Annotated in this window: 17 protein-coding genes; 9 read left to right on the forward strand and 8 right to left on the reverse strand. The window is 70.3% G+C overall.

The window, feature by feature from the left end; all coding sequences use genetic code 11:
* Positions 1-74: 74 nt before the first annotated feature.
* The 3 genes from ABZ906_RS27625 (at position 75) to ABZ906_RS27635 (ending at position 2,532) form a co-directional block, all read left to right on the forward strand.
* Positions 75-857: a GPP34 family phosphoprotein gene (locus ABZ906_RS27625; RefSeq protein ID WP_160505604.1), complete on the forward strand. Its 783-nt coding sequence runs from the start codon at positions 75-77 to the stop codon at positions 855-857.
* 381 nt (positions 858-1,238) lie between these two features.
* Positions 1,239-2,096: a helix-turn-helix transcriptional regulator gene (locus ABZ906_RS27630; protein WP_190083612.1), complete on the forward strand. Its 858-nt coding sequence runs from the start codon at positions 1,239-1,241 to the stop codon at positions 2,094-2,096.
* A gap of 226 nt (positions 2,097-2,322) precedes the next feature.
* On the forward strand, positions 2,323-2,532 hold the full coding sequence (locus ABZ906_RS27635; RefSeq protein WP_361195058.1) for a DUF397 domain-containing protein: 210 nt from the start codon (positions 2,323-2,325) through the stop codon (positions 2,530-2,532).
* 174 nt (positions 2,533-2,706) lie between these two features.
* Here ABZ906_RS27635 and ABZ906_RS27640 read toward each other — a convergent pair whose 3' ends face one another.
* Positions 2,707-3,570, reverse strand: coding sequence for a hypothetical protein (locus ABZ906_RS27640; protein WP_361387058.1), 864 nt, complete (start codon positions 3,568-3,570; stop codon positions 2,707-2,709).
* 90 nt (positions 3,571-3,660) lie between these two features.
* Between ABZ906_RS27640 and ABZ906_RS27645 the strand changes: the two genes are divergently transcribed.
* Entirely contained in the window at positions 3,661-4,449 is a 789-nt protein-coding gene (locus ABZ906_RS27645) for an SDR family oxidoreductase (RefSeq protein WP_361195054.1), read from the forward strand.
* A gap of 331 nt (positions 4,450-4,780) precedes the next feature.
* Complete coding sequence (locus ABZ906_RS27650; RefSeq protein WP_361387061.1) at positions 4,781-6,355, forward strand: sodium:solute symporter family protein; 1,575 nt, start codon at positions 4,781-4,783, stop codon at positions 6,353-6,355.
* Between the two features lie 103 nt (positions 6,356-6,458).
* Here the strand turns inward: ABZ906_RS27650 and ABZ906_RS27655 are convergent, their stop codons facing one another.
* Entirely contained in the window at positions 6,459-7,577 is a 1,119-nt protein-coding gene (locus ABZ906_RS27655; protein WP_361387064.1) for an ADP-ribosylglycohydrolase family protein, read from the reverse strand.
* A 370-nt stretch (positions 7,578-7,947) separates the two neighbouring features.
* Here ABZ906_RS27655 and ABZ906_RS27660 point away from each other — a divergent pair, with 370 nt between their 5' ends.
* Positions 7,948-9,351, forward strand: a complete 1,404-nt coding sequence (locus ABZ906_RS27660) for an FG-GAP-like repeat-containing protein (protein ID WP_361387067.1) — start codon at positions 7,948-7,950, stop codon at positions 9,349-9,351.
* Between the two features lie 53 nt (positions 9,352-9,404).
* On the opposite strand, the gene ABZ906_RS27665 is transcribed toward ABZ906_RS27660, so the two are convergent.
* The 3 genes from ABZ906_RS27665 to ABZ906_RS27675 form a co-directional block, all read right to left on the reverse strand.
* Positions 9,405-11,963, reverse strand: coding sequence for a bifunctional FO biosynthesis protein CofGH (locus tag ABZ906_RS27665; protein ID WP_361387442.1), 2,559 nt, complete (start codon positions 11,961-11,963; stop codon positions 9,405-9,407).
* Between the two features lie 111 nt (positions 11,964-12,074).
* The gene (locus tag ABZ906_RS27670; protein ID WP_361387070.1) at positions 12,075-12,977 is read right to left on the reverse strand and encodes an LLM class F420-dependent oxidoreductase; all 903 of its coding nucleotides are present in this window, start codon (positions 12,975-12,977) and stop codon (positions 12,075-12,077) included.
* Between the two features lie 60 nt (positions 12,978-13,037).
* The gene (locus tag ABZ906_RS27675; RefSeq protein ID WP_361387073.1) at positions 13,038-13,577 is read right to left on the reverse strand and encodes a hypothetical protein; all 540 of its coding nucleotides are present in this window, start codon (positions 13,575-13,577) and stop codon (positions 13,038-13,040) included.
* Positions 13,578-13,709: 132 nt separating this feature from the next.
* Here ABZ906_RS27675 and ABZ906_RS27680 point away from each other — a divergent pair, with 132 nt between their 5' ends.
* From ABZ906_RS27680 to ABZ906_RS27690, 3 genes are all read left to right on the forward strand, one after another.
* Positions 13,710-13,955, forward strand: a complete 246-nt coding sequence (locus ABZ906_RS27680; protein WP_361387076.1) for a hypothetical protein — start codon at positions 13,710-13,712, stop codon at positions 13,953-13,955.
* Between the two features lie 67 nt (positions 13,956-14,022).
* Positions 14,023-14,349, forward strand: coding sequence for a hypothetical protein (locus ABZ906_RS27685; protein ID WP_361387078.1), 327 nt, complete (start codon positions 14,023-14,025; stop codon positions 14,347-14,349).
* 130 nt (positions 14,350-14,479) lie between these two features.
* Positions 14,480-16,021 (forward strand): CehA/McbA family metallohydrolase, encoded by a 1,542-nt coding sequence (locus ABZ906_RS27690; protein WP_361387081.1) that lies wholly within the window; start codon positions 14,480-14,482, stop codon positions 16,019-16,021.
* 145 nt (positions 16,022-16,166) lie between these two features.
* On the opposite strand, the gene ABZ906_RS27695 is transcribed toward ABZ906_RS27690, so the two are convergent.
* The 3 genes from ABZ906_RS27695 to ABZ906_RS27705 form a co-directional block, all read right to left on the reverse strand.
* A complete protein-coding gene (locus ABZ906_RS27695) occupies positions 16,167-17,726 on the reverse strand; it encodes an APC family permease (RefSeq protein ID WP_361194712.1) in 1,560 nt (519 codons plus the stop codon).
* A gap of 269 nt (positions 17,727-17,995) precedes the next feature.
* Positions 17,996-19,474, reverse strand: coding sequence for an aldehyde dehydrogenase family protein (locus tag ABZ906_RS27700; RefSeq protein WP_361387084.1), 1,479 nt, complete (start codon positions 19,472-19,474; stop codon positions 17,996-17,998).
* Positions 19,471-21,210: a D-aminoacylase gene (locus ABZ906_RS27705; RefSeq protein WP_361387087.1), complete on the reverse strand. Its 1,740-nt coding sequence runs from the start codon at positions 21,208-21,210 to the stop codon at positions 19,471-19,473. The genes ABZ906_RS27700 and ABZ906_RS27705 overlap by 4 nt, the downstream gene beginning before the upstream one ends.
* Positions 21,211-21,377: the final 167 nt, after the last annotated feature.

Below are 21,377 nucleotides of genomic sequence, written 5' to 3' on the forward strand. Positions count from 1 at the left end.
TTACCGGTCACGCACTCTCGACAGACCAATGTGAGAGGGGTCACCCTGTCATTCATCCACGCGGGGAGGCATGGATGGGCAGGAGCCGCAGAACAATTCCGGAGGAGCTTCTGCTGCTCGCTTTGGACCCGGCCACGGGTACCACAGCGCAGCCGCAGTCGCTCGACCTCGGTCTGGCCGGAGCACAGCTAGTGGAGCTGGCGCTGGCCGGACGGATAGCCCCAGACGGGGATCGTATCGCCGTGGTGATGCCACGGCCGACCGGAGATCCGACTCTGGACTCCGCACTGGAACTGCTGCGCAGGCGCGGCAGCCCGGTTCGGGCGGTCCACTGGATCGGCGGGCCCCGACTGGGGCTGCGCCAGATTTACCTCGCGCACCTGGAGCGGTGCGGCATGGTGCATGCCGTTTCGGGCCAGATGTGCGGAGTATTGCCGACGACTCGCTACCAAGCGACGGACACGGCAATCAGCCGGGACATCAGGTCACGGCTGGACAGTGCGATCCGCACCGGCGTCCCGCCGGACCCGCGGACCGCGGCGCTCGCCGCGCTCGCTCACGCAGTGGGACTCGGCAAGCACCTCTACCCCGGCAACGAAGGGCGTTCATCGCGCTCCCGTCTCCGGGACCTGATCAGGCACGACCCGATGGGCGGCCTCGTGGCGCACGCCGTAATGGACGTCCAGAACGGCGTGGCCGCTCAGCCGCGCCGCAGTCCGGCCCCAGCGGGTCCGGGCGGGCCGGGCGGACCAGGTGGACCTGGCGGTGGCCGACAGCCGGCCAGGACCGCTCCGGAGCCCGGCGGGGTTCCGATGCAGCCGCGCCGCGGATCCATGGCACGTGCCGTGGCCCACTGAGGCAGGCCGCACCAGCAACGCCGCACCGCAGTAGAAGCAACAACGGCAGTAAAAGACTCACCGCACCACCGGCAACAGCAACGCCGCACCGCAGTCCCCCAGACCCGGTACGGGAGCCGCTGGGCCGCGCGGGGCACCGGCACCGGGACGTCCGGACGACGACACCGGTACCACCGCCCCGCGCGGCCGCACTTCTCGGCGCCCTGCGCCGGGGCCGCACCCTTCACACGAGTCCTCACGTCCGTCTTCGTGTCGCAGTGCGCCGAGCACGTCACGCCGCACTTCACATCCGCTGTTTCCCAGCGGTGCGCGACACGTTGGTGGCACTCTGCTGAACAGCAGATACGCAAAGTAGAGGCATGTAGTCGGAGGTGCACGTCCGTGGCGTCCAACGTCAATCCCACCGTCAGGCGACGCCGGTTGGGCCAGGAGCTCCGCAGGCTCCGTGAGCTCAAGGGCATGACGGCCGAGGAGGTCGCCGAGCGCCTGCTGGTCTCGCAGTCGAAGATCAGCCGCCTCGAGAACGGCCGCCGTTCCATCAGCCAGCGCGATGTCCGCGATCTCTGCGGCGTCTACGAGGTCGAGGACCACCGCATCGTCGACTCCCTCATGCAGATGGCCAAGGACTCCCGCCAGCAGGGCTGGTGGCACTCCTTCGGCGACATCCCGTACAGCGTCTACATCGGTCTGGAGACGGACGCCGCGTCCTTGCGCGTGTACGACCCGCAGGTCGTGCCGGGCCTGCTCCAGACCCGCGCGTACGCGGAAGCCCTCATCACCGGCGCGCTGCCGGAGACCACGCCGACGGACATCGAGAAGCGCGTCCAGGTCCGGGTCCGCCGGCAGGAACGAATCAGCGCCCCGGAGAACCCGCTGCGCCTGTGGACCGTCCTCGACGAGTCCGCGCTGCGCCGCGTGGTCGGCTCCCGGCATCTGATGCGCGACCAGCTGGAGCATCTCGTGGAGCAGTCCCAGCTGCCGCACGTGACGGTCCAGGTGATCCCCTTCGAGATGGGCGCGCACCCCGGCCTCAACGGCCAGTACGCCATTCTCGAATTCCCGGACGCCGCGGATTCCAGCGTGGTCTACATCGAGGGCGTCACGAGCGACCTCTATCTGGAGAAGGCGAACGACGTCCAGCAGTACAGCGTGATGTACGAGCATCTGCGGGCCCAGGCGCTGAACGTGGATCAATCACGCCAACTCATCGCAGACATTGCGAAAGAGTATGCGCGGTAGTGCATACACCACACATCCGACTGCCCTCTGAAAAGAAGCGCCGCACGGTACACCTAAGCCTCGGCGGGGCGGAAGACCCCACTGGAATATGCCATCCGGTCGAGTGAACGCTCCCTTCACTCAGCGATGTTGGCGAGTAGCGTCATTCACGCCATCAAGCAACATCCGTTGGCGCAACCGCTCTTGGCGGTGACCGAACTCAACAACTGGGCAAACCGGAGTAACCATGGCAATTCATCAGGGCGCTACGAATACGTGGGTCAAGTCCTCGTATTCCACCGGAAACGGCGCGTGCGTCGAGGTCAAGTCCCCGCTCACCGCCGCCATTTCGGTGCGGGACTCGAAGGTCACCGAGGGCCCCGTCCTCGCCTTTCCCTCCGCATCGTGGAGCGCGTTCGTCTCCGAGGTCGGCCGGGAGACGTCACACCTCGCCTGAGACATATCCCGTTGCGCTTCAGCACCACAGGATCAGCGAGAGACCGACAACCGCATAAGCAGAACCGATTGAGCCCTCTCGACTGGCCCGCCGTCCCGGCCGAGGGGGCTCGGCCCGTCCCGGAGCCTGCCCGCCCCGGAGCCCGGCACGCCCCGGAGCCTGCCCGTCCCGGGCCTATCGCAGCTGGTCGACGTACAGATCCGTCCCCGGCACCGTGGGGATGAACGGCGCCACCAGCTCCACCCTCCCCAAGCCCGATTCCGCCACCGCCTCCGCCCGCCCGGCGAAGTGCTCCTGCCAGCACTCCCGCGGATCGGTTTGCAGGAACCACAGCAGCGTCAGCCGTGTGTCGACTCCCTCGACCTGCTTCACGTACGTCATGCGGTCCCCCGGCAGCGGAGTCGGCCGGAAGATCGTCACCATCGCGGCGGGAGACCCGGCAAGGGCGCGCGGCAGCTGCTTGGCCCGCAGCCATTCGAGCAGTTCCTCCCGCTGCTCGCCCGAATCGGCGTCCACGACTTCGAGCACCAGGCCCTGGTAGGGGTGGTCGAGCGCGTGGAAGTCACGGGGCCCGGCCGCGCCGTCGCGGTAAACGGTGGCCTCGTGGTCCTGGAAGGCCGTGAACACGTGCGTGCGGTCCTGATAGACGCGGCCGTCGCGGTTCAGGCGCTTGTTGATGCCGACGGTCCACTTCATGTGGTCGTCGTAGCGGCCCTCGGTGACCCAGTACGTGGAGAGGTAGCAGCCCGCGGTCACGGGCTGGGCGACGGCGGACTTCTCGGGTCCGCGCAGGAGTTGGAGCTCGCGGGGCGCGACCCAGCGGCGGCCCGCGTACATCCAGGGCATCGCCATGGCGCCGGCGTAGTAGTGGTCGTCCTCGTACCAGCGGTTGTACGCGTATTCGTGGCCCGGGTGCGGTTCGACCATGGTGATCAGGGCGTGGCCCGGATGCACGCCGTACGGACCGAGGGCGGCCAGCTCGCCGTAGACCTCACTGCGGGTGTCGTCGCGTGCCTTGTCGCGGGTGTCGTCACTCATGCCTCTCCCCTTCCTCCCTCTTCCTTCCTCCGGTGGTCGCCCATACTCTGACGCCCCGTCAGCAAAACTGCCAGAGTCGGGAGGCGCCCCATGCACTCGCTCCTCGAAGGAAAGACCGTCGTCGTCTCGGGAGTCGGTGCCGGGCTCGGCCACCAGGTGGCGGCCGCCGTCGTACGGGACGGGGGGCGTGCCGTCCTCGGGGCGCGTACGGAGGCGAACCTCGCCAAGTCGGCCGCGGAGATCGACCCCGAGGGGACGCGCACGGCCTACCGCCCGACCGACATCACCGACGAGTCGCAGTGCGAGGCACTGGCGGCACTGGCGCGCGAGCGCTTCGGCGGCATCGACGCCGTGGTCCATGTGGCCGCCTGGGACAGCTACTTCGGGGGCGTTCAGGACGCGGACTTCGCTACCTGGCAGCAGGTCATCGACGTCAATCTGCTCGGCACGCTGCGGATGACCAGGGCCTGCCTGCCCGCCCTGAAGGAGCGCGGAGGCTCGGTGGTGTTCATCGGCACGCAGTCGGCCGTCGCGGCGCCCTCGCAGGTGCGGCAGGCTGCGTACGCGGCGTCGAAGGGCGCGCTGACCTCGGCGATGTACTCCCTGGCGCACGAGGTGGGGCCCGACCGGATCCGGGTCAACACGGTCCTGCCCGGCTGGATGTGGGGCCCGCCGGTCGAGGCGTACGTCCAGTTCACCGCGCACACCGAGGGGGTGCCGGAGGACGAGGTGCGGGGCCGCCTCGCCGAGCGGATGGCGCTGCCGGACCTGGCGACGGACGGGGACGTGGCGGACGCGGCGGTGTTCCTGGCCTCGGACCGGGCGCGGGCGATCACGGGGCAGTCGCTCCTGGTGAACGCGGGAGAGCTGATGCGGTAGGGGTTACGCGGACGCGGCGGGCGTCACGCGGCTGAACCGATCACGGCTGTACGGAACTTGGATTCCGTACAGCCGTCTTGCGTGTTTCCGGACCTCTCCGGGCCTCTCCGAACGCCTTCGGTGCGCCCGTAATGAGATCAAGGATGTGAACGCAGGTCAGCAAACAGAACGATTTTACCTGCTCTTGACCTCACGGGCGGTTGTCCGCGACGCACGCCCGAACCCACCATGAGCGGGCACTTCAAGGCCGCCCACGTCCCTTATGACACGAAACTGGCGAAGTGCACGGCATTTCAGCGCAGTTCACAAGGCGGACCCCTGGAGGGGGCACATGAACAGTCTCGACTGGGCCGTGCTCATCGGCTACTTCGGAATCATGGTCGCGATCGGCATCTGGTCGCACAAGCGCGTGGACAACGTCAGCGACTTCTTCACCGCGGGCGGCAAGATGCCCTGGTGGCTCTCCGGCATCTCGCACCACATGTCCGGCTACAGCGCGGTGATGTTCACCGGGTACGCGGGCATCGCGTACACGTACGGCGTCACGTCCTTCATCACCTGGTCGTTCCCGATCGCGCTCGGCATCGCGATCGGCTCGAAGCTCTTCGCGCCCCGCATCAACCGGCTGCGCGGACGGCTGCACGTGGCCTCGCCGCTGGAGTACCTGAAGAACCGCTACAACCTGAAGACCCAGCAGGCGCTCGCCTGGTCCGGAATGCTCCTGAAGATCGTGGACGTGGCCGCCAAGTGGGCCGCCATCTCCACGCTCCTCTCCGTCTTCACCGGCATCTCCATCAACCAGGGCATCCTGATCACCGGCGTGATCACCGCCATCTACTGCACCATCGGCGGTCTGTGGGCCGACGCGCTGACCGAGCTGGGGCAGTTCATCATCCAGCTCCTGGCCGGTGTCGCGATGTTCGTGGCCGTGGTGGCCAAGCTCGGCGACCACGGCGGCTTCTTCGGGGTCTGGGACGAGCCCGAGCTCGCGGGACACGGGAAGCCGCTGGTCGGACCGTACGGAACGGTCTTCCTGCTGGCGTTCCTCTTCATCAAGCTCTTCGAGTACAACGGCGGCATGCTCAACCAGGCCCAGCGCTACATGGCCACGGCGACTCCCCGCGAGGCCGCGCGCTCGGCCAGGCTCTCCGCGGTCCTGTGGCTGGTGTGGCCGGTCGTCCTCTTCTTCCCCATGTGGATGTCACCGCTCCTGGTCGACGCGCAGAAGCCCGACGGCTCCGACTCGTACGCCCTGATGACCGAACAACTCCTGCCGCACGGCCTGCTGGGCCTGGTCATCGTCGGCTTCTTCTCCCACACGATGGCCATGTGCTCCTCGGACGCCAACGCGATCGCCGCGGTGTTCACGCGGGACGTGGCGCCGGTCCTGTCCTCCAAGGCCAAGCGGTGGAACGAGCGCTCGGGCCTGATCGCGGCGCGACTGACCACCGTGATCTTCCTGGGCCTGTCGATGGCGGTGGCCACGCAGGTCAACTCGCCCACGTTCAAGGACATCATCACGGTCGTCATCAAGTGGGTGGCCGGCCTGATGGGTCCGATCGCGATCCCGATGATGCTGGGTCTGCTGCGTACGTTCCGCAAGTCGGGACCGACCGCCGCGCTCACCAGCTGGGCCATGGGTCTGCTCGCCTTCTGGCTGGTGAACTACCCGATCAACTGGGCCGTCGACGGCGGAGTGCCCCTGGAGTACCAGGTCTCCATCCCGCTGGCCGTCTCGCTGGTCCTCTATATCCTGGTCGGCTACGTGAAGCCGGAGGACACCCCGGAGCGGGACGCGATCATCGAGAAGATCAATACGGATGGTGACAGTGGCTCCGCCGGTGGAGCAGTTGTTCCGCCCCGGACAGGGGACGCCGACGACGTGGTGACCCCGCAGGGCCGGTAGCCGTAAATCACCGGCTTCGCCGAGTTCGTCCTCAAACGCCGGACGGGCTGGAAGATCCCCGGCCAGGGGGAGCTTCCGGCCCGTCCTGTGTCGTTGCGGGCTCCTACGCCCGCGGATACCGCGCCAACCACCCCGGCGACGACACCGCCGGACCGTGCAGTGCCGGGCCCTGGGTCATCTCCATGGCGAAGTCGTCCGCCAGTTCCAGGATCGTCGCCCGGCCCTCCAGCTCGGTGAGCCAGCCGGGAGGCAGCGCGGTCTCGCCGTGCAGTGCGCCGAGCAGCGCCCCGCACAGGCTGCCCGCGGCGGCCGACGCGCCCCCGTGGTTGACGGCCAGGCGCAGCCCGTGGCGGATGTCGTCGCCGACCAGGGCGCAGTACACGGCCCCGGCGAGCACGCCCTCCGCGGAGCCGTCGCCCACCAGCTCCTCCACCCGGGCGGGAGAGGGCATCCCCTGCCGGACCGCTCCGAGCGCGTGCTTCAGGGCGTCCGTGACGGGCTGGTGGCCGGGCCTGGCGGCCAGCAGGGCGAGCGTCCGCTGGATGGCGCCGTCCAGGGACTCCCCGCGGGCGAGCCCGTGCACGAGGACGGTGTGGGCGCCGGACGCCAGATAGGCGACGGGGTGGCCGTGCGTCTGCACCGCGCACTCCACGGCCAGCTGGAGCACCAGCTGCGGCTCCCAGCCGACGAGGAGTCCGAAGGGAGCGGACCGGGTGACGGCCTCGGCCCCCTTCTCCGCCGGGTTCTTGGGGGCTTCGAGCGTCCCCATGTTCTCGTCGCCGAGTCCGAGGAGGCAGGCACGGGCGGGCGAGCGGCGCGAGTAGAGCCACTCCTCGCGGGCCAGCCAGCCGTCTTCCTTGCGCCGCTCGTCGGGGCCCCAGTCGCTCTGGGTGGCCGCCCAGCGCCGGTACGCGCGGTGCAGATCGGTGGGCGGATGCCAGGCGCCGGTGTCGCGGCGCACCTGGGCGCGTATGAGTCCGTCGACGGTGAACAGGGTGAGCTGGGTGGCGGCCGTGACGGCGCCGCGCCTGCCGTGCGCGGGGGCGGGTTCGGTGAGCCCTTCGGCGCCGTGCGCCTCCCGTATCCCGTCGAGGCTCAGCGAGTCGACGGGCGCGCCGAGGGCGTCCCCGACGGCGGCGCCGAGCAGCGTGCCGCGGACCCGGCTGCGGAAGTCCTGCTGCTCGGCGCGGCCCCAGACTCCGGTGGCTGCTGCGGTGCTCATCGCACCTCCCTCCCCTGCTCTCCCCTGCACGTCTGCGCAGCACTGTAATCGACCGGGAACAGTCGGTTCGGTGGCGAAGAGATATCTGAAGAGTCACCCCTCAGATCACTTTTGACCGGCCTTCACCAGGCCTCTTCATCGCCTTTCAGAGGGCCGCGAAATGTCCATGGAATGGCCACATGGGAGACGTGTCCGGTCGTTCCGCCGATACCTGAACTACATCGGCTGAGGCGGGAGTTGTCCCATGGGAAACGGTGACCTCTGTAACGGAAATGTCCGGGCGTCGTAACGATGAACCTGGGGTGTACAACCACTTGCCCAAGGCACCGGTCTCCTCTGGTGTCACAGCAGTTTCCCCACAGGAGGATCAGTGCGCCGTTCACTCATAGCTGCCGTCGCGGTCACCGCGCTCGCCACGCCGTTCGCCCTCGTGGCGACGGCCGGCTCCGCGGCCGCAGCTCCCCGCGCGGCCGCCAAGCCGATCACCGACTTCAACCATGACGGCTACGCCGACCTCGCCGTCTCCGCCCCCCACGGCGCCGTCGACGGCGTGGCCGGAGCGGGCTACATCTCCATCGTGTACGGATCGGCGTCGGGCGCCGACACCGCGCACGCCAAGCAGGTCGACCGCACCACCGACGGTGTACCCGGCGACCCCGAGGAGCGCGGCGGCTTCGGCGCGTCCACCTCGGCCGGTGACTTCGACGGCGACGGATACACCGACCTCGTCGTGAACAACGGCAAGACCGACGCGGTGCTCTGGGGCTCCGCGAACGGCCTGACCAAGGGCAGCGAGCTGCCGGGCGAGTACACCACCGGCGTCGAGGCCGGTGACTTCAACGGCGACGGCAAGGCCGACCTCGTCGTCAACTCCTCGTCCACCCTGGAGGTGCGCTACGGCCCCTTCACCCGCGACGGGAAGCCCGCCTCCACCTCGTCCGTCGAGAACGGCGACGACGGCCCGCAGGACCTCATCGTGGGCGACGTGACCGGTGACGGCGCCGACGACCTGGTCACCAGCCACAGCTTCGAGGAGATGCAGCACTCCTCGCGCCTGTGGAAGGGCAGCAAGAACGGTCTCGCCAAGACGTCGACGGCCATCAAGAAGTTCACGACGAACGGCGTCATCGCCGACGTGAACAAGGACGGCTACGGCGACCTGGTGGCCCGCGAGGTCGACGAGGTCTCCGAGGTCCAGACGTACGACGCGGGCGCGGTCCGGGTCGTCTACGGCTCCGCGTCCGGCTTCTCCTCCCGCACCGCGAAGATCGACCAGGCCACCGCGGGCGTCCCCGGCGCCAGCGAGGCAGGGGAGATCAACAGCTCGGACAAGGGCGACCAGTTCGGCTACTCCCTCTCCGCGGGCGACGTCACCGGCGACGGCTACCCCGACATCGCTGTCGGCGTCCCCGGCGAGAACCTCGGCAGCGTCGAGGACGCCGGCGCCATCGTCCTGCTCAAGGGCGGCGCGAACGGCCTGACCGGCACCGGCGCCCAGGCCTTCAACCAGGACACGGCGGCCGTCCCCGGCGTCTCGGAGAAGGACGACTACTTCGGCGAGACGGTCCAGCTCACCGACGTGAACAAGGACGGCCTCGCCGACCTGACCGTGGGCGTGCCGCAGGAAGACGGCACGACCAAGGACTCGGGCGCCGCCTGGCTGTTCCGCGGCGCCAAGACGGGCCTGACGACGACCGGCATCACGTCGTTCAGCCCGTCCTCCCTGGGCACCGAGGAGAACGGCGCCGGCTTCGGCGCCGAGCTCGCCGGCTGACCCCTCCTGCGCGGGGCCCCTGACTCCAGAGCGCTCCAGGCCCCCGAGAGCCTCTAGTCAAGGACCGGCAGCAACTCCGGGAGGTGGCCGTCCGAAGCGGCGGCCGCCTCCTGGCGCTCCCGGGGCACCTCCCCGTACAGCGTCGTCCGTGGTTTCGCCGGACGTCCGGCCTCGTCCGCGATCGCGACGAGGTCCTTGACCGAGCGGTACGAGCCGTAACTGGAGCCCGCCATCCGCGAGATGGTCTCCTCCATGAGCGTGCCGCCCAGGTCGTTCGCGCCCGAGCGCAGCATCTCCGCCGCCCCCTCCGTGCCCAGCTTCACCCAGCTGGTCTGGATGTTCGGGATGTGCGGGTGCAGCAGGAGCCGCGCCATCGCCACCACCGCACGGTTGTCGCGCGTGGTCGGGCCGGGGCGCGCGATGCCCGCCAGATACACCGGGGCGTTGGTGTGGATGAAGGGCAGCGTCACGAACTCCGTGAAGCCCTCGACGCCCTTGGACAGCGCGTCCTGCTGCATCGCGGCGAGGGTGCGGAAGTGACCGAGCCAGTGCCTGGGCTGGTCCACGTGGCCGTACATCATCGTGGACGAGGAGCGGATGCCCAGCTCGTGGGCCGTCTTCACGACCTCGATCCAGGTGGCCGTCGGCAGCTTGCCTTTGGTCAGGACCCAGCGCACCTCGTCGTCGAGGATCTCCGCCGCCGTGCCGGGGATCGAGTCGAGGCCCGCTTCCTTCGCCGCGCCGAGCCAGTCCCGTATCGACATACCCGTCCGGGTCGCGCCGTTCACGACCTCCATCGGCGAGAAGGCGTGCACGTGCATGCCGGGCACGCGCTCCTTCACGGCGCGCGCGATGTCGAAGTACGCGCTGCCGGGCAGGTCCGGGTGGATGCCGCCCTGCATGCACACCTCGGTGGCACCGACCTCCCAGGCCTGCGCGGCCCGGTCGGCGACCTGGTCCAGGGAGAGCGTGTACGCGTCGGCGTCCGTGCGGCGCTGGGCGAAGGCGCAGAAGCGGCAGCCGGTGTAGCAGACGTTCGTGAAGTTGATGTTGCGCGTGACGATGTACGTGACGTCGTCGCCGACCACGGATTTACGCAGGTCGTCCGCGATGCCGCAGAGCGCGTCGAGCGCGGGCCCGTCCGCGTGGAGCAGGGCGAGGGCTTCGGCGTCCGTCAGGCGCGTCGGGTCGTCGGCGGCCGTCTTGAGCGCCGCCCGCACGTCACCGTCGATACGCGAGGGGACCATGCCGGGCGCGGCCTGCTCGCGCAGGGCCTCCCAGTCGCCGTACACCTCGTCGAAGTCGTCGCGCCGGTCGGAGGTGCGGCCCGTCGTGTCGATCGTGCGGTGCAGGTCCGTACGGCCCGATGAGGCGACGTATCCCTCGTCGGGTTCCTGCCAGGGCAGCCCGCTCGGCCGGGCGTCCGGGTTCGCCAGGCCCGTCTCCGGGTCGACGAGCGCGCGGACGTGCGGGAGGAGGCGGGGGTCGAGCCAGGGTTCGCCGCGTTCGATGAACTCGGGGTAGATCGTGAGGCGTTCGCGGAGGCTGAAGCCCGCCTGCGCGGTCTTCTCGGCCAGCTCGTCGATGTGCGGCCAGGGCCGCTCCGGGTTCACGTGGTCGGGCGTGAGCGGGGATACGCCGCCCCAGTCGTCGATGCCCGCGCCGATGAGCAGGGCGTACTCGGCGTCCACGAGATTCGGCGGGGCCTGAATGCGGGCGCTCGGGCCGAGGATGTGCCGGGACACCGCGATGCACGCGGCCAGCTCCTCCAGCTCGGCGTCCGGCATGCCGCGCATCGCCGTGTCGGGCTTGGCGCGGAAGTTCTGGACGATGACTTCCTGGATGCCGTGGTACGAGCGCTGCGTCGAGCGCAGCTTGAACAGGGCGTCCGCCCGCTCCTCGTACGTCTCGCCGATCCCGATGAGGACGCCGGTGGTGAAGGGGACGTTCGAGCGCCCCGCGTCTTCGAGGACCCGCAGCCGGACCGCGGGCTCCTTGTCGGGCGAGCCGTAATGCGGGCCGCCGGGCTCGCTCCACAGGCGGGTCGCCGTCGTCTCCAGCATCATGCCCATGGACGGCGCGACCGGCTTGAGCCGCTGGAGGTCGGTCCAGGTCATGACGCCCGGGTTGAGGTGCGGGAGCAGGCCCGTCTCCTCCAGGACGCGGATCGCCATCGCGCGGACGTAGGCGAGGGTGTCGTCGTAGCCCTCCGCCTCCAGCCACTCGCGGGCCTCGGGCCAGCGGTCCTCGGGCCGGTCGCCCAGCGTGAACAGGGCTTCCTTGCAGCCCATTTCGGCGCCGCGCCGTGCGATGTCGATGACCTCGTCGGGCGAGAGGAACATCCCGTGGCCCTCGCGACGCAGCTTGCCGGGCACGGTCACGAAGGTGCAGTAGTGGCACTTGTCCCGGCACAGGCGCGTCAGCGGGATGAAGACCTTCTTCGAGTACGTGATGACGCCGGGCCGCCCCGCCGCGGCGAGGCCCGCGTCGCGCACCCGTGCGGCGGACGCGGCGAGGTCCTTCAGGTCGTCGCCGCGCGCCTGGAGCAGCACGGCGGCTTCGGCGGTGTCGAGCGCGACGCCGTCCCTGGCGCGTTTGAGCGCGCGACGCATGGCGTTCGCGGTGGGTCGTGCCGGCGCTGGGGTCGGCCCCTGGGGTGCTTTGTCCTGCGGCGCGCTGTTGGTCATGCGTCCGAGCATACGAGCGACCTCCCGGAGAAACAGCTACAGGTCAGTGCTGGTTACGGACCGGCCGCCGGGGGCAGGTGTGCGGTGCACGTATCGCTGGAATCCGTCGAGGGCGCGCAGCACCTCGTTCTCCGGACGTGCGGGCAGTTGCACGATGACCTCGTCCACGCCGAGCTCTTCGTAGTGGGCGAGCTTGCCCTCGGTCGGCTCGACCGCGGAGAGCGCCACGTACAGATCGCCGGGGTCGCGGCCCGCCTCCGTCCAGGCGGCCCGGAGCGCGGGGAGGGTTTCGCGGAGACCGCCGCCGCCGATGGGCAGCCAGCCGTCGGCGTACTCCGCGATCTGCGCGAACTGCTTGGGCCCCGCGGCTCCGCCGACAAGCGTGCGGGGCCCGTAGAGGGGGCCTTCTTTGCGCGTTCGCGGCGCTCGCACCGGCTTCGGGTGGACCTCGCTGGCGCGCACGCTCCCGAACTCGCCTTCGTACGAGGTCGGTTCGTCCGCCCACAGTGCGCGCATGACGGCCATCCGGTCCCGTACGAGCGCCCGCCGCGTGCGCCACTCGACGCCGTGGTCGGCGGCCTCCTCCCTGTTCCAGCCGTAGCCGATGCCGAGCGTGAATCGGCCGCCGGAGAGGTGGTCGAGGGTCGCGATCTGCTTGGCGAGGTCGATGGGGTCGTGCTGGCCGACGAGCGTGATGTTCGTGCCGAGCCCGAGCCGGTCCGTGACGGCGGCGGCCTGCGCGAGGGCGACGAAGGGGTTGAGCATGCGGGCGCATTCGGGCGGGAGTTCACCGCCGGGGTAGGGGGTCTCGCGCGACACGGGGATGTGGGAGTGCTCGGGCAGATACAGGGCCGCGAAGCCGCGCTGCTCCAGCTCGCGGGCCAGGCGGACGGGGGTGATGGTGCGGTCGGTGAGGTAGAGGGTGGCGGCGACTCGCATGTGGTGGCCTCCGGTCACGTCATCGTGCGGCTCCCCCTCGTTCCCGTACGGGAGCGGGGCTCACTTACTAGCCGTCAGCGGCGCAGGAGTCCATGCCGGGCCCGTGTGTCCCTTCCGGCGCCGGTGGTACGCGACCGTGACCGCGACGAGCAGCGGGGCCCACAGGACGAGCGGTGCGTAGCAGGCCACCAGGACGGTCTGCTTGACGGGGTTGTCCGTGACGCCGGACCCCAGGCCCGCGTACTGGGCGTAGGCGGACCAGCCCAGGAGCCCGAAGAGGCCGAGCGCGCCGAGCAGCGCGGGGACCACCGCGGCGAGTGGCCGCACCTCGCGCCCGCCGAGCAGCGGTATCCACCCCGGCACCACTTCGCCCCAGCCCCGCACCAGGCCGAGCGTCAGCAGGGCGAGGCACTCGGCGACGACGCTGAGCCCCAGGACGTAGACGACCTCGACCCAGTCCCCGACGGGCTTGTCCGCCACCGGAAGCCCGGCCGCGAGGGCGACGCGCCACAGGCCGGAGGGCAGGGTGGCGAGCGGAACCGCGTGGGCGGCGATCACGGCCCAGCGGGGAACGCCCGGCAACGCGCTCATCTTCAACATGCCGACCATGCTGTCCGCGGGCCCCGCCCCGTCACATCGACGCACAGGCCGATCAGGGCCCCCACGCCTCCGCCGCACGGGGGAGCGGAAAATCCGACCACCTCACGCGCCCGCCGACCTACCCTGCCCTCCATGAGCAGACGACGCCGCAAGAAGCAGACGCAGCGCCTGGTCCTGGCGGCGGAGCTGGGCCACACCACCGAGGTGAGGGCGCTGCTGCGCGCGGGCGCGGACCCGCAAACCCCGCACCCCGACGGCACGACCACGCTGTACGGCGCGTCCGTCCACGGCACGGGCAACACCCCGCTGTACTGGGCGTCCCACGGCTCCCACGCCGAGACGGCCGCCGTGCTCCGGGCAGCGGGGGCGAGCGCCTAGGCGCGGGGCTCCGGGTGGCCTAGGATCCGCCGGAATCGACGGAATCGACGGAATCGGGGGGTTCCCCATGCGACTTCGTTTCGCGACCGTACTGCTGCTGCTCGGGGCGCTGCTGGGAGGTACGGCTTCCGCGGGGGCGTACGCGGCCGTCCCGCGGACCGCGGCAGCCTCGACGACGCACCCGACCGGGGCCACGGCCGCGTCCGCGGCCGTGCTGACCGGCACGGCCACCGGAGCGGCGGACGAGTCGCAGTCCAAGGCCAAGCCCAAGTCCAAGAAGAAGAAGAAGTCCAAGGGCGTCGGGCTGGTCATCGGGATCATCGCCGTCATCGCAGTGATCATCATCGTCATGATCGCCGTCCGCCGCGTTCGCAAGGCCCGCGGCGGCCACTGAGGGAGGTCAGAGGCCGACCCGCGCCCGACACCACCCGTAAGTCTGTCAATTGCCTTCCCTTGCGCCCGAGTTCACGGCTCAATACCAGGGTTGCCCTGCAGTCCCTTCCGACACCCCGGGGAGCCGACACATGTGCGAGGACGAACACCACCGGATCAGAGCCGCCAACACACCCCTGAACCGGCGCGGTCTGCTCGTGACGGGAGCCGCCGCCGCGCTTACGTTGAACAGCGTGAGCTTCGCGAGCGCCGCAGGGCGTGAATCCGGAAGTGGCGACGAGACCAAGGTGGTGCGCGGCACGCTGCCCACCGGGTCACCCGACTTCGTGTACCTGCCAGTCGAAGTACCGGACGGGGTACGGGAGATCCACGTCGCGTACACCTACGAGAAGGTCACCGTCCCCGCGGGCACCCAGGGCAACGCGCTGGACATCGGCATCTTCGACCAGCGCGGCACGACCCTCGGCGGCAAGGGCTTCCGGGGCTGGTCGGGCGGCGCGCGCACGGAGTTCTTCATCCGCGCCGACGAGGCGACGCCCGGCTACATCCCGGGGCCGGTCAAGGCGGGCACCTGGAACATCGCGCTCGGCCCGTACACCGTCGCCCCGCAGGGCCTCCCGTACGAAGTCACGATCACGCTCAAGTACGGGGAGCCCGGCACAACGCCCCGGCCGGTCTATCCGCCGCAGCGGGCGAAGGGGCGGGGCCGCGCCTGGTACCGCGGCGACTGCCATCTGCACTCCTGGCACTCGGACGGCAGGCGCACCCCGGCCGAGATCGCGGCGCTCGCGCGGGCCGCGGGCCTGGACTTCATCAACTCCTCCGACCACAACACGCACTCCTCGCACGCCCACTGGGCGGCGGCGGCCGGTGACGACCTCCTGGTCATGCTGGGCGAGGAGGTCACCACGCGCAACGGCCACGTGGTCGCCCTCGGCACGGACCCCGGCACGTTCGTCGACTGGCGTTACCGCGCCCGCGACAACCGCTTCGGCAAGTTCGCCCGCGAGGTCCGCGACGCGGGCGGCCTGGTCGTCCCCGCCCATCCGCACGGCACCTGCATCGGCTGCAACTGGAAGTTCGGCTTCGCGGAGGCGGACGCAGTGGAGGTGTGGAACGGCGCCTACACCCCGGACGACGAGGTGTCCCTCGCCGAGTGGGACGGCACGCTCGTCGCGTCGGTGCGCGGCCGCAAGCCGTGGATCCCGGCCATGGGCAACAGCGACGCCCACCGCGACCCCGACCCCGTCGGCACCCCGCAGACGGTGGTGCTCGCCGACTCCCTGTCCCGCGACGCCATCCAGGCGGGCATCCGCGCGGGCCACAGCTATGTCGCCGAGAACAAGAACGTCGCGCTCACGTTCACGGCCACCGGCGGCAAGGGCAAGCAGGCGGGCATCGGCGATCGCCTCTACGTCGAGCAGGACGCCCCGGTGACGGTCCGCCTCGACGTGACCGGCGCCCCCGGCTGCACGATCCACTTCGTGACGGACCAGGGCAACCTCTTCGCGGCCCCGGCGCTGCCCGCATCCGGTTCCGGCAAGGCGGAGTGGCGGACAACCCCGTCCTACGCGGCCTACGTACGGGCCGAGGTCCGCCACCCACCGGTGACGACGGGCCTGCCGGGCCCGCTCGCGGCCTTCACGAACCCGATCTTCCTGGGCCGGAGCTAGCAGGGCGGCGCGGTCGTGGCCGCCTGACCGCCGGTGGGGGCGGGCCGCGCAGTTCCCCGCGCCCCTGAGGCGCGGGGAACTGCGCGAGCAACCACGACGCACCTGCGGTCGGCGGGCCGCCCGCACCGAGACGGCGGGGCCGAGTTCAGTCCGCGACGACCAGCGCCGGGGTGTCCCGCTTCAGGACCTCGCCACGGAAGAACGCCGGGCTCTTGCGGCCCATCACCAGCATGATCACCACGCCGACGAGCAGCAGGCCCACGCCGATCACGAAGACCGAGCCGACGCCGAAGACGGAGGAGCCGCTGCCGTAGGCGGGGTTCCACATGTCCACGAGGGTCTTCACGAAGACCGCGGTGAGCAGGATGCCGCCGAACACCGGGAAGAAGCCCTTGAAGGCGAAGTCGCGCGCGGACGAGAACAGTTCGCGGCGGAAGTACCAGGCGCAGGCGAAGGCCGTCAGGGCGTAGTAGAAGCAGATCATGAGGCCGAGCGCGTAGATCGTGTCGACCAGGACGTGCTCGGAGACCAGCGTCATGACCGTGTAGAAGGCGCCGGTCGCCACGCCCGCGACGACCGTGGCACGGCCCGGCGTCTTGAACCGGGGGTGCACGCGCGCGTAGGACGCCGGAAGCGCCTCGTACGTCGACATGGCAAGGACCGTGCGGGCCACCGGGATGAACGTGGTCTGGAGGCTGGCGGCGGCCGACGCGAGGACCGCGACGAAGAGCAGGATGCCCAGGCCGTTGCCCATGATCGGCCCGGCGAGGGCGGCGAAGACGTTGTCGGAGGTGTCCGGGTTGGCCAGGCCCAGGCCCTTGTCGCCGGAGCCGACGGCCATCTGCGCGGCGATTCCGGTGGCGAGGTAGGAGCCGATCAGGACGACCATGGAGATGAGCGCCGCGCGGCCCGGCGTCTTCTCGCTGCCGGTGGTCTCCTCATTGGCGGTCAGGCACGCGTCCCATCCCCAGAACATGAAGATCGACAGGGAGAGACCGGCCGTGAAGGCGCCGAAGGACTGCACGGAGAACGGGTTCAGCCAGGACCAGGAGAAGTCCATGGACCCGGCGATGTCGCCGCTGTTCGCCTTGCCCAGGGCCATCACGACGAACAGCGCGAGGACCACGAGTTGCAGCCCCACCAGGAGGTACTGCACGCCCTTGGTGGCCGTCATCCCGCGATAGCTGATCGCCGTCGCCGCGGCGATCAGGGCGAGGCAGGTGAGGATGTGGACGGCCTTGTTGTCGTCGAGGGCCGCCACGGAGTCGCTGCTCGTGATCTCGCCGGCCAGGAGCCAGAAGTACGAGGTCGCCACGCCCGCCAGGTTCGACAGGACGATGATCGTGGCGATGACGAGGCCCCAGCCGCACATCCAGCCGATCCGGGGGCCGAAGGCCTTGACCGTCCAGGTGAACGAGGTGCCGCAGTCCGGCATGGCCTTGTTCAGCTCGCGGTAGGCGAAGGCCACCAGGAGCATCGGCAGGAAGCCCGCGAGGAAGACCGCGGGCATGGCCAGGCCGACCTCGCCGGCCGTGGAGCCGAGGGTCGACGTCAGGCAGTAGACGGGGGCGACGGTGGAGATGCCGATGACGGCGCTGCCCATGAGGCCGACGGAGTTCCCGCCGAGCCCTTTGGCGCGTACGCCCCCGTCGGGGGCGCCGTTTACCGTGTCTCCGGCCTGGGGCCGTACGTCCAACTGGGTCATGAACAGGACGTTAAGGGCTGCGGTTTCCATATACGGAGGATGCGAATCCGGATCGCCCGACTTGTATTCGATGGGCGAATCGGGGCATCGCCCATCGATTACGCGAGCGCAATTCCGTAACGCTCATCCATTGCCAGGCAAAAGCCAGACCGTCCGGTATGCGGGAACCGCAGCGCTGTCCGTTTTGCCCCGCTTCAAAATTTTCCCGGGTATCTTCCGGCATTCCACATAACGGACATCATCCCGGTCGTCAGGACCTCACCCGAGCCTCACCCGGGCCACACGATCGACTGGAGCTCGCTGTACGCGTGCAGCGCGTACGAGCCCACGTCCCGCCCGACCCCGCTCTTCTTGAACCCTCCGAACGGCGCCTCCATGTTCCGGCCGATCGTGTTCACGCCGACCCCGCCCGCCCGCAGCCGCCGCGCGACCCGGAAGGCGCGGGCCACGTCGCCCGACCAGACGTAGTCGATGAGGCCGTAGTCGCTGTCGTCGGCCAGCGCGATGCCCTCCTCCTCGTCGTCGAAGGGGACCACCACCACGACCGGCCCGAAGATCTCCTCCCGGACCACCCGCATGTCGTTCGTGCAGTCGGCGAGCAGGGTCGGCGCGACGTAGAAGCCGCGGTCGAGGCCGGGGCCCGCCGGGCGCTCGCCGCCCGCGACGACCCGTGCGCCTTCCTTACGACCCAGCTCCACGTACGACTCGATGCGGTCGCGGTGCGCCGCCGAGATCACCGGGCCGACGACCGTCCCCTGCTCCCGGGGATCGCCGACCTTCATGAAGCCGATGTAACCCGTCAGCTTCTCGATCAGCCGGTCATAGACCGTGCGGTGCGCGATCACCCGCGTCGGGGCCGTGCAGATCTGCCCGCTGTAGAAGGCGTACGTCGTGCCGATCCCCGCCACTGCCGAGTCCAGGTCCGCGTCCTCGAAGACGAGCGCGGCGCCCTTGCCGCCCAGCTCCATCAGCTGGCGTTTCATGTCCCGGCCGCACACCTCGGCGATCCGCTGCCCCACCGCCGTCGAGCCGGTGAAGCTCACCATGTCGACGTCCGCCGAGTCCACGGCCGCCTCGCCCACCTCCGGGCGCGCGCCGCTCACCACGTTCACCGTTCCCGGCGGCGCCCCGGCCTCCTCCAGGGCCGCCGCCATCCGGTACACCGACAGCGGGTCCTGCGGGGCGGGTTTCACGACGACCGTGTTGCCCATGGCCAGGGCGGGGGCCACCTTGCCCGCCGGGTTGGCCCACGGGTTGTTGTACGAGGTGATGCAGGTGACGACGCCCACCGGCTGGCGGACGGCCAGCGCACCCAGGACGCCCGCCTTGCCCATCGGGCCCGCCTCGCTGATCTGCGGCGGCAGGGCCTCCTCGACCGGTTCGAGGGCGCCCTTCGCGTACCGCTTGAAGCGCGCCACCGCCACCGCGACCTGCATCCCGCGCGCCGTCCCGGTCGTGGCGCCGCTCTCCGCCTGCGCGAGTTCCGCGTACGAGGCGAAGTCGCGTCGCATGATCTCGGCCGCACCGTCGAGGACCGCGGCCCGCTCCTCGGGGGTGGTGCGCGACCAGGTGGCGAAGGCCTCGCGGGCGGCGCCGGCCGCCGCGTGCACCTGCTCGCGGCTCGCCTCGGGAGCGAGGCCGACGACGTCCTCCGTGGCCGGGTTGATCACCTCGTAGTGCCCGCCGTCGGGCTCGACCCACTCGCCGCCGACGAACAGCCGCTGTTCCGGAGCGACTCGATCACTCACTTGGTGCTCACCGTCCTGGTGTCCCGGCCCGAGCGGAGCACCGTGCCGGGCGTCGCGCCCGTCACCCGGTCCTCGCGGATGGCCTCGACTCCGTTGACCCAGACCGCGTTGACGCCGATCGCCTTCGAGTCGAGGCGCGGGCTGTCGCCGGGCAGGTCGTGCACCAGCGTGGCCTTGCCCGCGTCGATGCGCTCGGGGTCGAAGAGGACGAGGTCGGCGTGGAAGCCCTCCTCGATGCGGCCCCGCTCGCGCAGCCCGAAGAGCTGAGCGGGATCGTCGGTGAGCATCTTCACCGCCTGCTCGAGCCCGACGAGCTTGCGCCCGCGCAGGCAGTCCCCGATGAACCGGGTCGTGTACGGGGCTCCGCACATGCGGTCCAGGTGCGCGCCCGCGTCGGAGCCGCCCAGCATGACGTCCTCGTGCTGCCAGGCCTCCTGGCGCAGGGCCCACGACTCGGGGTCGTTGTCGGAGGGCATCGGCCACAGGACCGTACGCAGGTCGTCGTTGGCGCAGATCTCGACGAGGCACTGGAAGGCCTCCTGGCCGCGCTCGGCGGCGATGTCACCGACGACACGTCCGGTGAGGCCTTCGTTCTCCTTGGAGTAGGTGTCCCCGATGACGTACCGGTCGAAGTTCGAGAGGCGCCTGAAGACCCCGGCCTCCTTGCTCGCGGCGCGGCGCAGCATCTCGCCCCTGACCTCCGGGTCGCGCAGCTTGCCGATGCGCTCGGGGACGGGGAGGCCGAGCACGTCGCCCCACCCCGGAATCAGGTTCAGGGCGCAGAAGGTGCCGAGCGACATGTTCATGGGGGTGAGGATCGGCATCGTGAGGGCCACGATCCGGCCGCCGGACTTGCGGGCGCGCTCGCTGGCGACCAGCTGGCGCGGGACGCGCTCGGGGACGGCGGAGTCGATGGTGAGGACGTTCCAGTTCAGGGGCCGCCCGGCGGCGGCGCTCATCTCCACGAACAGGTCGATCTCGTCGTCGCTGAACTGATCGAGACATCCGGCGACGATGGCCTCGATCTGCGTGCCCTCGTGCTCGGCGACGGCCCGGCTGAGCGCGATCAGCTCGGCGGGCTTCGCGTGCCGGGATGCCACCGGCTCCCCGTCGCCGTCCGAGTGCGTGGAGGACTGCGTGGTGGAGAGCCCCCAGGCTCCGGCGTCCATGGCGTCGTGGAAGAGCCGCAGCATCTCGTCGAGCTGCTCGGGGGTCGGCTGCCCGCCGACCGCGTCCGCGCCCATGACGTACCGCCGCAGCGCGCAGTGCCCCACCATGAAGCCCGCGTTGACGGCGACGCGCCCGTCCAGGGCGTCCAGATACTCACCGAACGAGTTCCACGACCAGGGCGCGCCCTCTTCGAGCGCCACCAGGGACATGCCCTCGACCTTGGACATCATCCGGCGCGTGTAATCGGCGTCCTCGGGCCTCGCGGGGTTCAACGGGGCGAGCGTGAAACCGCAGTTGCCGCCCGCGACGGTGGTGACGCCGTGGTTGAGGGACGGGGTCGCATAGGGGTCCCAGAAGAGCTGGGCGTCGTAGTGCGTGTGCGGGTCGACGAATCCGGGGGCGAGGATCAGGCCCTCGGCGTCTTCGCTGGTCCGGGCCTCTTCGGCCACGGCTCCCGGCTCGGCTATGACGGCGATGCGCCCGTCCCGTATGCCTACGTCGGCAACGTGCGCGGGGGCACCGGTCCCGTCGACTACGGTCGCGCCCTTGATGAGGTGGTCGAGCATGACGGTGAACAGCCCCCTTGATCGGTGTCTTTTCGGTGCGGATTCAACCCGTCCAGAACGGGTGGGTGGGCGGGAACAGCCCGTCCGGCGCTTGAGGACACGCCCGAAGGGCGAAGAGGGTGCCCCGACCTCCGTCCGGGAAGGGAAGGCCGGGGCAGTCAAAGGCG

The sequence above is a fragment of the Streptomyces sp. NPDC046925 genome (assembly GCF_040644915.1).
GTDB lineage: Bacteria > Actinomycetota > Actinomycetes > Streptomycetales > Streptomycetaceae > Streptomyces.